The sequence below is a fragment of the Gilliamella apis genome, from assembly GCF_002142155.1.
GTDB lineage: Bacteria > Pseudomonadota > Gammaproteobacteria > Enterobacterales > Orbaceae > Gilliamella > Gilliamella apis.
The window spans coordinates 154,847-167,358 of the sequence record NZ_NASD01000001.1; the positions used below are offsets into that span (position 1 = coordinate 154,847).

A 12,512-nucleotide genomic window follows, 5' to 3' on the forward strand; every position below is an offset into this window, starting at 1 on the left:
AATAGTATATTTTTACTCTATATTACTTATCGATCCTTATATAATAAGAGGAAAGAAAATGGATTTAATAGATATGTAGACGCCTACACGATTAACCCTTATACCTCTTATTTTATTAAAAAGCGTATAGTTTTTTAAATCAAAATATTGCTAAGATCATCTGATGTTTGATAAACAACATTACCATTTATAATGGTTGCAACAATTTGATTATCATCATTTAATAATACTAAATTGGCTAATTTGTTTGGCGCAATACTACCTAAAGTATCATCAATCCCTAATGCTTTAGCTGGATAATAACTACCATGTAACCAAGCCTGTTCGAAAGGTATATTAGTATAATCAGCAAAATTAGTTACCGCACGCTCAAGGGTCAACGTGCTACCAGCTAAACCACCATTGTCAGTCCGAACAACATCATCTTGCATATGTACTAGTAATTTTCCTAAATAATAATCGCCATTTGGCATTCCCGTTGCTTGCATTGCATCGGTAATTAGTAACAGATTTTTTCCACAACATTTATGGGCGATTTTAATAGCTGCTGGATGAACATGGTGGCCATCGGCGATAATTTCAGTTTGACAGTTATCGATACTTAATGCTGCACCAACAACGCCCGGTTGTCTATGATGTAATCCAGACATGCCGTTATAGCAATGTACCACGCCGCTTGCGCCAGCTAATATTGCATCTTTAATTGTTTGATAGTCGGCATTAGTATGTCCTAACATAACGCGGATTTTTTGTTCATTTAACCACTTGATAATAGAGAGGGCATTGGGGTATTCTGGTGCTAAAGCTATACATTTCAAAGTTCCTTCAGCTAGCGATAACCATTTTTCAATTATTGCACGATCTGGTGCACATAGAAACTCTTCCGGATGAGCGCCCTTATGTATATCACTAAAAAAAGGCCCTTCTAAATACGAACCTAATAATGTGGCACCTGAAACGCCTTTTTTTATACTGTTTTTAACTTGTATTAATGCAGCTTCAATCTTTTCATAACTTTCAGTTACTGTTGTTGCTAAAAAAGCACCAACACCACGTTGTGCTAAAAAACAGCTTATGGTATTTAATGATTCATGAGTAGCATCCATAGTGTCAGCGCCCATGACGCCATGAATATGGGTATCTATGAGCGCTGGTAACAGTTTTATTTGGTTCGTACAAGGTTTCTCACTAGGTTGAATATCAATAATTTTTCCATTATTAATACTGATAATTGCATTATCAATCCAACCAACAGGAGTTAAAACCTTTTGAGCACAAATTTGTTTAAATTCCATCAGAACATTCCTTATCAATAGTTGACTGTTTTTGATGTTCATGCCATAAGCTAGTTATTGTTTGCCTACCATTTTCAATAGTTTCTTGACGAATGGTTGTAATATCTAAATTTTCACGTAGTAACAAAATTTCAAGTAAAAGCGGCATATTAATACCACCAATTACTTCAATATTTGGTTGTTGATAACTTAAAATCGCCGCTAATCGAAATGGAGAACCTCCGACAATATCTGTTAAAAACAAGACACCATCACCACTATTAGTTTCTTGATATGCTTGGTGCAATTGTTCCTCTAATTGTTCACTACTCATACCATCAGGAAAATTTATAGCCGTAAATTGTGGTTGTTTACCAATAATTTGGGTGGCGGCTTCGTAAAGCCCGGTAGCAAAGCTACCGTGACCTGTTAATATTATCCCTAACATAATTTCCTCTATAAAAATCCAACTAATTTACCTACAACACCAATAATAACGGTTAATCCAATTAATTTTACTGGTGAGAAATTACGTTTCATTAAACTATAAACAATTAAGGTAAAACCAAGTGGTAATATATTTGGCATCAATTTATCTAATACATCAGCTTGTAGCGCAACATGAGCCTGTCCTGCATTTATTTCTAACGGTGTAGATAAATGTACATACGAAGCAACTAATGCTCCTATTACTGTCATACCAATTATAGATGCAGCATGTGAGATACGTTTTGTGTGTGTTTTTAATAAAGGTAAAGCACTGGTACCGGCATGATAACCATAATGAGCTAAACCAAAGCGTAAACCAAAATGCACAATATTAAACATTAGTAGGAAAATTATTGGTCCAAAAAAGCTACCTTCTAAAGCTAACGATGCACCAATTCCAGCGCATATTGGTAGTAAAGTTAACCAAAATAATGCGTCACCGATTCCACCTAATGGTCCCATTAACGCCACTTTCACTGCGCGTATAGTTGAAATATTTTCTTTGCCTTTCTCCATGGCAAGAACTAACCCTGAAAGGAAAGTTACGTCAAAAGGATGGACATTAATAAATTCCATATGCATATGCATCGAATTTTTAAGGTCATCTTTGTTTTTATGTATTTTACGTAATGCTGGCAAGATAGTATAAAGCCACCCTCCAGCTTGCATACGTTCATAGTTGAACGATGCTTGTAAAGCAAGAGAACGAAATGCCATTCGGTTAATATCACCTTTGGTTAGTGTTACATCTTGGCTTTGATCATAAAAAGTATCGGCTGTGGCTTTGCTTGTCGCTAATGCTTGTTCCATACGTTTTGCTTCTTTCTCGGCCATTTTTTTATCATGATCGTTATTAAATTCCATCTTCCACCTCCACTGAATCTGAGCTTACTGGCTTGTTACTATCGTTGTTTTCACGGCCATAATTAAAGAAATCAATCATTGCTATAGCTAAAGCGCCTAATGCAATTGCTAAAATTGGCAAATTAAGGAAAGTCACACCAAGAAAACCTAAAATGAAATAAGCAATATAGGTTTTTTTCATCATAATTTTCATTAGCATTGCAAAACCGATGGCAGGCATCATACCTCCAGCAACACTAAGACCATCAAGCAACCATTGTGGTGATTTCTGAACTAGTGCTGTTGCTGCATCAGCACCAAAGTAGATAGGTAAGAAAGCAACAATAAAATAGAAACCAAAAAGAATAATCATACCAAGATAGTTAACCCATTCAATTCCTTTAAAATTGAGTTGATCAACGAAACGATCACATTTATGCATCATTGGTGAGTATATGGTGAATAAAATAGTGATACATCCTTGTACTGCAATAGCAAATGGTACGGCAATACCTATTGCAACTTTAGGATCTGCATGAGTTAAGATTGCAAAACTAGTACCTATCACACCACCGATAACCACATTAGGTGGTTGTGCCCCTGCTAACGGTACCATTCCCATCCATACCAGTTCTAATGATCCTCCAACATATAAACCGGTTGTAACATCACCTAAAATTAATCCAACTAACGGCCCTATTACGATCGGTCTGTGTAAATGAGTCAGGCCATCAAATAAATCTACACCAGCTATACCGGCTAGAAGTCCAATTAATAATGCATCCATTAACATAGTATGCTCCCTCAAGTTAAGATAGATTGATTAAATCCGCTATTTTTTCGCCAGCTTCATCAGGTACTCGGCGGATTTCACAAGTTACGCCTAATTGTTCAAGTTCTTTAAATGCTGCGATATCTGATTCATCGACAGAAACTGTTTTATGAATTTGTTTTTTACCTTCGGAAAAATGCATATTGCCAACATTGACAAATTTGATTGGTACGCCGCCTTTAACGAGGGTTAATACATCTTGTGGTGTTTTACAGACAATGAAAATTTTTTGCCTTTCTGCTGCTTTGCCAATAATGTCGATAGTTTTTTGTAAGGTAAAATAACGAGTTTGAATGCCTTCAGCGACAACCATGTCCATTAGATTTTGTTGGACTGGATCTTGCGAAGCACTGTCATTGGCGACTAATAATAGATTCGCACCAAGTGCATTAACCCAAGTTACGCCAACTTGACCATGAACTAAACGATTATCGATACGTGTCATAAGAATATTAGGTGTGCTCATTGCTATTAAGTCCTTTTGTTTATTTGTTTAACATATTCAGATGATTAATTTTTATTAAATGGATAAATATTAACGCCTTTTACTACTCGATTAACTTCTCCTGTTGGACAAGGGTTATCTGGAGTCAATCCAAGATAAAGTGATTTTTCAAACGCTAACATTTGTGCAAAAACTAGATAAGGAAAAATTAACCAACAATCAGGGAGTTTGCTATCCACCGATAATATTTGTTGATCAATACTCTCTTGACTTGTTAGTGCAATGACGTCAGCAGCAATTTTGTCATGAACAAGTTCATTAAATAGGTCAATATCGTATTGGTGAACATATGGTTCGCTTGAGAAGAAACAGACAACTAAACTTTTTGCATCAACCATAAATTTTGGACCATGACGTAGTCCTAATATTGAATCAAAGCGGGTTGCTACTTTACCGGCGGTTAATTCTAAAATTTTTAATGCAGATTCTTGTGCAATACCTGTGAAGCAGCTACTACCAACATAGATAACTCGATCATGTTCTTTACTGGCTAACTGTTTGGTTATTGATTGCCAGCTTGAAAGCTTCTCTTCACAAATACTGGCAATTTCCATTACTGCATTGTGTGCTTTTTCTAAATCAACATTGTCTAGCAATAAAAGGGTGGCAAGCATCATACTACTAATACTCGATGTCATTGCGAAACTTAAGTCATGAGTTCCTTCAGGCATGACCAGATGTAAAATACGCTTAGAATTATTTTCTTTAGCCGCATACTCTGTTAATGCACAGGTTGGGTTACAGGTTAAAAATAGATGATAACAGTCAGAAACTATTTGATCTGCTAATTTCACCGCAGCAACACTTTCAGGGCTATTTCCTGATCGCGCAAATGAGACAATTAAAGTTTTTTTATTTGGTGATAAATATTGCTGAGGATTAGTGACAATCTCTGTTGTAGCATAAGCGTGAACGTTACGATGAGTCTGTTCTTTTAGCCATGGTGCTAGAGCAACACCACCAAAAGCAGATGAGCCGGCTCCGGTCAAAATTATTTCTAGATTTGGATCGGAAAGTAAAGGTTGTAAAAATGATTGTAACTGATTTTGCTTTTGTAAAATGATTTGTAATAAATTTCGCCAAATTTGTGGTTGTTGACAAATTTCTTTCGCAGTATGTTGAGCTCCGTGTTGTTCTAACCAATCTAACGAATAATTCAAATATTTTTGCATAATCTATATCCTTCTATATCCTTTTTAATCTTTTCAATAAATTTATAACGTTTAATCATCTACAATTACTACATTTATTCCTAATTTATGTAATTGTTCTAGATAATCTTTTGGAATTTTTGTATCAGTAATTAGAGTTTTAATTAGATTAATTTTTTCAATCGTACAGAAACTTTTACGACCGAATTTTGTTGAGTCAGTCATCGCGATAATTTGCCCAGAAACTTGACACATTACTCTGTTAACATTGGCTTCACCGAAATTTGGTGTTGTAATGCCAGCATCTAGATCAAAACCATCAACACCTAAAAAAAGCTTGTCAAAATGGTACATTCTTAATTGTTGTTCTACTGTAGGACCGGAAATGGAGTAAGCTTTTTTTCTGATGTTACCACCAGCAATAATTACTTCTATGTCGTTATTAGTTGATAATTCATAGGCAATATTTACAGCATTAGTAAAGACAATTAAGTTCTTTTTGTTACGTAAATAGGGAACCATAGCTGCTGTTGTCGATCCTGAATCGAGAATGATTCGATCTCCATCATTAACCATTTCAGCAGCTCGCTGAGCAATTTTATTTTTTATGATCGAATTGATACGGCTTTTGTCTAATAATGGCTTATCCAATGCAAAGGATTTATTTAACATTGCGCCGCCATAACAGCGCAATATACAGCCTTTTTCTTCAAGGTGTCTTAAATCGTTTCGGATGGTAACGCTAGATACTTTAAATAATTTACTTAATTTATTAACTGATACGGTATTCTCTGTATCGAGTAAATGAATAATTTTTTCTCTACGCTGCAAAGTATTGATTATTTCTTTATTCATTTTTACCACTCGTTCAACTTTCATTCCTTTATTAAATTTAAACATAGATAAGGGATCGAAAAATGATAGATAGGTCACAAAACTGATTATAAAAGGAAAAATTGAAATATTATTTTCATTTGAAACGAAACGAAAGGTTTCAATGTGAAAGGTAAACAATAAAAAGGAGATTAATCTTATTATTCAAAAAGTTAACTTAAAAGAGAAATCACATAAAAGAAAGTAAACTAAACAATAAATGAATATTCGCTTTCACTGTTTAATGTGATCTATATCACAAATTTATGAATGTAATTGATTATAAGGTTGTTAATTGAAAATTATAATCAAGAGAATACTGCAGTTAATATTGAAACACCGATTGGTGTTTCAATAATTTATGAGGTTATTTTTTATTCTGGTTGGCTATTTTTACTGCGATTAACAAACATCATTACGACAAAAGCAATAATTGTTAAATAGATAATGAAAATACCATATGTAGATAGCATATCGATAAATGAACGTCCGCGGATGCCTATATCACGAAAAAAGCGAAATAACCAAACTAATGGAAAGGCATGACTAACATAAAATGCCCATATTGGCATAATACCTACAGCCATGGTTGAACCACCCATAATAAAGCCGGGAGGGACAAGGAAAATCATTTTACTAGCTCCTTCGCCAGGATGGTTAGTTTTCCAAGATAGTAGTAAACCTAACCAACCAAAAGCTAAACCAGTCATAAAAATGCTTGGTACGAAAGTAAAATAGTTACCATCAAAGCGTAGTTGACCAAATATTACCAATATTGCCGTGATTAAGGTTAAAGCCGTTGTATAAAATAGGGCATAAGGCACTGTTCTGGCTAATAATGGTAAAAAACCACGTTCAATTACTGTATTCCACATCCCCATGGTTTTTAATCGACCAATAATCATTAACGAGGTTAAACCATAGGTTAATGATGAAAAGAAGTAAACAAAATAGATAATAGTGGATATTGTTGATGAACTAGCTGGATTAAACATGGTTCTCGTTTTTAATTGCATTGGTGATAAGGTCGCTTCTGTTGCTTCTCGACCTAGTCCTAATGCTGCGACTTTACCAACACTTAATTCTGCACCTGATTCAGGAATAATTTCATTCAGGCTTTGCATTACTTTAGCATTTTGGGCATCATTTGAGTCATCAGCAAAATAACCTAATTTAACCGTCTGATCACCTTTTTTTAACGATTTTTCTAACCCTTTAGGGATATATAACACGCCTAAATTACGATCATGAGAAACCAATGTAATTGGATTAACTGGCGATCGAATCACTTCTGTTATTTCAATAAATGGTGACGTATTTACCTTACTGATTAATTCAGTTGAATAATTAGAACCATCAAGATCAATAACGGCGATTTTTCCTTCAAAAACTGAACCATGGCTCAGAACAATTGAAAAAATAAGTGATACGATTGCTGCTAAACCTAAGCACACTTTATAATAAGGAATGAAGTGGCCTGATAACATAGCATCAAGCTCTTCAAGCATAGATTTAATGATGTTTTGTCGCATCATTGATCAACCTCAATTGTCATACCGGTTAATAGTTGTGGAATAGATTCCATATAAACTCTGACTTGGTAAGATGTTAAATCAGCCTGTCCTCGTTCTCGAGTCATGCGTAAGTCAGCAAATGATGGCGCAGCAGTTGCAAATCGAACGGTGCCTTTTACGGTTTTATCTAATGCGATAACATTCGCTTTCACCTTTGTGCCTGGTTGATAATCATTGACCATTTTTTCATTAACATAGATATCGACATATTTGCGATCAGTTTCTAATAATACAGCTGGTGCTCCAGCAGGTGCCATCTCACCATCTTCAAACATCAGTTTTAGAACTTTACCATCTTCTGGCGCAACTAATGTTAGTCGATCGTAATTGACTTGTAATTGTTTTAAATCAGCTTGAGCTTGTGCTAATTGCGCTTTAATTTGAGCAAGTTGATTTTGACGATTTTGCAGTTTTTGTCGATCAATAGTAATTGATTGCAATGTCATACCTGTGGCATTTCTAGTTTGTTCAAACAGGTTAATTTGGTCTGGAGTTGCGCCAATCATTAAGGTTGATAATTGGCTTTCAATCTGTACAACCTGCATTTTGGTACTAATGTAGACATTTCGTGCAGCATCAAGTTGTGATTGAGAAGTACCACCCGTTTTTCTTAATTGAGTATGGCGTTGAAATTCAGTATTAGCTAGATCACGAGCAGACTTTGCCGCTTCAAGGTTAGCTTTAACTTCCTCAATTTTTCGCCAAGTTGATAACTCATTAAGATTGATTTCATTTTCAGTGATTTCGATTGCTGCTTGTTCTTGATTAACAGCAGCAGTTTGACTATCAACTAATGCTTGCAAGCGATCAATTGATAGCTTGGTATCAATATCTTCAAGTTGCATTAATGGGTCGCCTTTTTTAACGAATTGTGATTCTTGGACAAAGCGTTTAATTACTTTTCCACCTACATTTTGAAAGGCAACATTGATTTCATCAGCGGTTAATACCCCTGATTTGATACTTTTAGCAACAGTTACTGCATCATTTCTTGAACCAAGACAAATTAATGTAGATCCAAATAGAAGTAGCAATAAAAATATAGCAGGAATTTTAATGTTTTTGGGTAAATTTAAGTTTAATTTATTTTTCATTTATTTAGTCAGCTAAGTATATTGTTAAAATATCATGATTATGAATAATTATTGACAATTATTTACGCAATAATTTGCGTAACATTGCAATTAAAGATTCCTGCTCTTGTGGATTTAAGACTTGAGCAAAAGCACGAATCGATTTTAAGTGATTAGGTAATGCCTTTTGGATAAGATTTTCCCCTGTTGCAGTAAGGGTGATTAGTCGAGAACGGCCATCTTCTCCACTTTTGGTCATTGATATTAAAGGATCGGGTGCTGCTAACATTCGTTTCACCATTACCGAAACGGTTGCTGGTGTTACGCCAACTCTTAATGCTAACTCGCTAGCGCAAGTTTCCCCTTCACTATATAGTGACATTAACAAGGCAAATTTTCCTTCAGATACATCATAATCTTTGGCTAGTTGTGCATAAATATTTGATCGAATTAAATCGGCGGTGGTGATTAAACTTAAGACAAGATCAACGCCTGAAACCTCAATAATTTCATCATTAAATCTTTGTGCTTTTGCTAAAGTTTCGCGAGAAGGAAGTATTCTTGAATTGTAATTCAATTGTCATTACCTAATTTATTTAGTCGGCTAATTATACTTATTTACCACTAATTGGCAATCCTTTTTTATGGCTATTTTAATGTACTAATTGAATTAGTTATTTTCAGTGCTATCGTAAATTTTTTTGAGAAAAGTATAAGTAATGTTATATAGTTGTTCATGTTAACTTTTATATATGGATTTTTTTTCATCAATAGTTGTTTGAATTGATAATAACTATACTAATAGTTATAGTCTCTATTATTTTTAACAATCAATATTGTTCAAATAAATAATAATTTAACTATATTGTAGTGTGAAAATTGCTGGTCTAAGATCTTTTTTGTGACTTTTTGCGATCTTTTATTAAACAGCGCTTGCAACAAGCATAAATTTTGCGTAAAATTCACGCCCTATAAGATTAATCAATGCAGACATATATTTTTAATCAGGAATCGTCTGCTTTTTATTGCGGAGTTAAGTATGTACGCAGTTTTCCAAAGTGGTGGTAAACAACACCGAGTTAGCGAAGGACAAGTCGTTCGCTTGGAAAAAATTGAAGTCGAAACAGGTTCAGAAGTTGTTTTCGATAAAGTTTTAATGGTAGCAAATGGTGAAGACATCAAAGTTGGTGCTCCGTTTGTTGAAGGTGCAACAATTAAAGCAGAAATTGTTGAGCACGGTCGTGGCGAAAAAGTGAAAATTGTTAAATTCCGTCGTCGTAAACACTATCGTAAACAACAAGGTCACCGTCAGTGGTTCACTGATGTGAAGATCACTGCAATCGCTTAATAGGAGTATCGAACAATGGCACATAAGAAGGCTGGTGGTTCATCACGTAATGGTCGTGATTCCCAGAGTAAACGTTTAGGTGTTAAACGTTATGGTTCTCAAGAAGTTCTTGCGGGTAACATTTTAGTTCGTCAACGTGGAACTCAATTCCACCCAGGTACTAACGTAGGTTGTGGTCGTGATCATACCCTATTCGCTTTAGTTGATGGACAAGTTAAGTTCGAAGTTAAAGGACCTAAAAATCGCCGTTATGTTAGTGTAGTTGCTAACAGCTAATAAATTAGCGGTTTAAGAAGTTATAGAAGCCTCACAGTTATTGTGGGGCTTTTTTCATTTCTTGAAATTTATATAAATTAATTCATTATGATAAAACAGCAAAATGTTAAATTAGGTTTTGCATTAGCCATGTTAACAGCCGTTATGTGGGGACTAGTGCCAATTGCTATGAAATATGCATTAGTTGTTATTGATCCCTTAACATTAGCTTGGTCACGATTAAGTATCTCAGCTATCGGTATTACACTATGGCTGGCTTATAAAAAACAGTTTCCTAATTTAGCTATGTTCAAAAAACGTCGCCGTTTTATCTTATTGATGATTGCTGGATTTGGTCTACTCGGTAATTTTGCACTTTTTGCCACAGCTGTGCAGTATTTATCTGCAACTACAGCGCAAGTTGTTAGTCAAACTGGTATTGTTATATTTATGATTTCAAGTGCTTTTATTTTCAAGGAGAAATTAAGACCCACTCAAATTATTGGTATTACTATATTGTTAATTGGGTTAGGGTTGTTTTTTAATGAAAATCTAGCTGATCTTTTTGCTAATATGTCTTCATATGGCATAGGTGTTTGGCTTGCCTTACTGGCTTCTATCTCATGGGCATGTTATGCGTTAGCACAAAAAGTATTATTAAAAAAATTACGAGCAGAACAGCTACTTTGGTTGATTTATCTTATTTGTAGTATTTTTTTATGGCCTCTAGCATCACCAACGAAAATAGCTAGTGCTGATTTTAGCCAATTGTTTGCTATTATTTTTTGCGGGTTGAATACTATTATTGCTTATGGTGCTTTGGTTATGGCCATGGAACGTTGGCAAGCAGCACAAGTAAGTGCAATAACCACATTAACACCACTTTTTGCACTGATTTTTTCAGATTTATTTGCTTTACTATGGCCAGAAAAGTTTGCAATGCAATATTTAAATATTTTAGGTTATATTGGCGCAGTATCTGTGGTCGCTGGGGCAATGTTTGCAACAGTTGGACACCATTTATGGCAACCAAGAAAAGGCTGGCTGATTAACCGAAAGAAAGAGGACAAATAATGAAATTTGTAGATGAAGCTTCAATTCGTGTCGAAGCTGGTGATGGCGGAAATGGTTGTGTTGGTTTCCGCCGAGAAAAATATATACCTAAAGGTGGTCCTGATGGTGGCGATGGTGGAGACGGTGGTGATGTATTTTTTATTGCCGATGAAAATTTAAATACATTGGTTGATTTTCAATTTGAAAAAAACTACCGAGCAGAACGTGGTCAAAATGGACAAGGTTCAGATTGTACCGGTAAACGAGGTAAAGATATTACCGTTAAAGTGCCAGTAGGAACTCGTATAACTGATAAATATACTGGTGAAATTATTGGTGATTTAACACATCATCAACAAAAAGTTCTGGTTGCTAAAGGTGGTTTTCATGGACTTGGTAATGCCCGTTTTAAATCATCAGTGAATCGTGCTCCACGACAAAAAACCGATGGTACGCCTGGTGAAAAACGAGATGTGTTATTAGAATTATTACTGCTAGCTGATGTGGGGATGTTGGGGTTACCTAATGCGGGTAAATCAACATTTATTCGCAGTGTTTCAGCAGCTAAACCTAAAGTCGCTGATTATCCTTTTACAACATTAGTACCTAGCTTAGGTGTTGTGCGAATGGATAATGAACAAAGTTTTGTTGTTGCCGATATCCCTGGATTGATTGAAGGGGCATCTGATGGCGCAGGGCTTGGTATTCGCTTTCTAAAACACCTTGAACGTTGTCGCGTATTAGTGCATTTAATTGATATAGCGCCAATAGATGGTTCTGATCCAATTGAAAATGCGAAAGTTATCATTCAAGAATTGCATCAATATAGTGATAAATTAGCAAATAAACCACGTTGGTTAGTTTTTAATAAGATGGATGTATTAGGTCCTGATGAAAGCGAAAAACGTGCAGCTGAAATTGCGAAAGCCTTAAATTGGGATGAGAAATATTATCTTATTTCAGCGGTTAATCATGAAGGTGTTAAAGCATTATGCTGGGATTTGATGGATTATATTACTACCCATCCTCGAGAAGCGGAACAAGAGGAAACTTCGCCGGAAAAAGTCGAATTTATGTGGGATGATTATCATCAACAAGTAATGGATGATGCATTTGATGATGACGATGATTTTGATGATTGGGATGAAAGTGATGAAGAAGGTGTTGAGTTTATCTATCAAAAATAAAAATATTGCCAATAGTTGATTATAAACGTTTTTTTATAATTAAATTTTCAAAAAA

General features: G+C 35.0%; 14 protein-coding genes. 4 read left to right on the plus strand and 10 right to left on the minus strand.

Translation table 11 applies throughout. From position 1 onward, the window contains the following. Positions 1-134: 134 nt before the first annotated feature. The 10 genes from nagA to B6C84_RS00895 all read right to left on the minus strand — a co-directional run bounded on the left by nagA (position 135) and on the right by B6C84_RS00895 (position 9,191). A complete protein-coding gene (gene nagA, locus B6C84_RS00850; protein WP_065614707.1) occupies positions 135-1,295 on the minus strand; it encodes an N-acetylglucosamine-6-phosphate deacetylase in 1,161 nt (386 codons plus the stop codon). Next, a complete protein-coding gene (agaF, locus tag B6C84_RS00855) occupies positions 1,285-1,722 on the minus strand; it encodes a PTS galactosamine/N-acetylgalactosamine transporter subunit IIA (protein WP_086353767.1) in 438 nt (145 codons plus the stop codon). Before agaF ends, nagA begins: the two co-directional genes overlap by 11 nt. Positions 1,723-1,730: 8 nt before the next feature. Then, positions 1,731-2,627 (minus strand): PTS system mannose/fructose/sorbose family transporter subunit IID, encoded by an 897-nt coding sequence (locus B6C84_RS00860; RefSeq protein ID WP_065614705.1) that lies wholly within the window; start codon positions 2,625-2,627, stop codon positions 1,731-1,733. After that, positions 2,617-3,399, minus strand: coding sequence for a PTS N-acetylgalactosamine transporter subunit IIC (agaW, locus tag B6C84_RS00865; protein ID WP_065614704.1), 783 nt, complete (start codon positions 3,397-3,399; stop codon positions 2,617-2,619). Before agaW ends, B6C84_RS00860 begins: the two co-directional genes overlap by 11 nt. 16 nt (positions 3,400-3,415) lie before the next feature. Continuing rightward, complete coding sequence (gene agaV, locus B6C84_RS00870; protein ID WP_065577868.1) at positions 3,416-3,904, minus strand: PTS N-acetylgalactosamine transporter subunit IIB; 489 nt, start codon at positions 3,902-3,904, stop codon at positions 3,416-3,418. A gap of 44 nt (positions 3,905-3,948) precedes the next feature. Next, positions 3,949-5,115 carry an SIS domain-containing protein gene (locus tag B6C84_RS00875; protein ID WP_086353768.1) on the minus strand — a complete coding sequence of 389 codons (1,167 nt, stop codon included), beginning with the start codon at positions 5,113-5,115 and terminating at the stop codon, positions 3,949-3,951. A gap of 51 nt (positions 5,116-5,166) precedes the next feature. Next, positions 5,167-5,949, minus strand: coding sequence for a transcriptional repressor AgaR (gene agaR / locus B6C84_RS00880; RefSeq protein ID WP_065577866.1), 783 nt, complete (start codon positions 5,947-5,949; stop codon positions 5,167-5,169). Positions 5,950-6,341: 392 nt separating this feature from the next. Further along, a complete protein-coding gene (locus B6C84_RS00885; protein ID WP_198192313.1) occupies positions 6,342-7,502 on the minus strand; it encodes an ABC transporter permease in 1,161 nt (386 codons plus the stop codon). Next, positions 7,499-8,635, minus strand: a complete 1,137-nt coding sequence (locus B6C84_RS00890; protein ID WP_086353769.1) for an HlyD family secretion protein — start codon at positions 8,633-8,635, stop codon at positions 7,499-7,501. The genes B6C84_RS00885 and B6C84_RS00890 overlap by 4 nt, the downstream gene beginning before the upstream one ends. 58 nt (positions 8,636-8,693) lie before the next feature. Then, positions 8,694-9,191, minus strand: coding sequence for a MarR family winged helix-turn-helix transcriptional regulator (locus B6C84_RS00895; RefSeq protein ID WP_065614700.1), 498 nt, complete (start codon positions 9,189-9,191; stop codon positions 8,694-8,696). Positions 9,192-9,653: 462 nt separating this feature from the next. Between B6C84_RS00895 and rplU the strand changes: the two genes are divergently transcribed. The 4 genes from rplU to cgtA all read left to right on the plus strand — a co-directional run bounded on the left by rplU (position 9,654) and on the right by cgtA (position 12,457). Continuing rightward, positions 9,654-9,962 carry a 50S ribosomal protein L21 gene (gene rplU, locus B6C84_RS00900; protein WP_065577863.1) on the plus strand — a complete coding sequence of 103 codons (309 nt, stop codon included), beginning with the start codon at positions 9,654-9,656 and terminating at the stop codon, positions 9,960-9,962. A 15-nt stretch (positions 9,963-9,977) separates the two neighbouring features. Beyond that, positions 9,978-10,238 (plus strand): 50S ribosomal protein L27, encoded by a 261-nt coding sequence (rpmA, locus tag B6C84_RS00905; protein WP_034883716.1) that lies wholly within the window; start codon positions 9,978-9,980, stop codon positions 10,236-10,238. 87 nt (positions 10,239-10,325) lie between these two features. Then, entirely contained in the window at positions 10,326-11,291 is a 966-nt protein-coding gene (locus B6C84_RS00910) for a DMT family transporter (protein WP_086353770.1), read from the plus strand. Further along, positions 11,291-12,457, plus strand: coding sequence for an Obg family GTPase CgtA (gene cgtA, locus B6C84_RS00915; protein ID WP_086353771.1), 1,167 nt, complete (start codon positions 11,291-11,293; stop codon positions 12,455-12,457). The genes B6C84_RS00910 and cgtA overlap by 1 nt, the downstream gene beginning before the upstream one ends. Positions 12,458-12,512 lie beyond the last annotated feature (55 nt).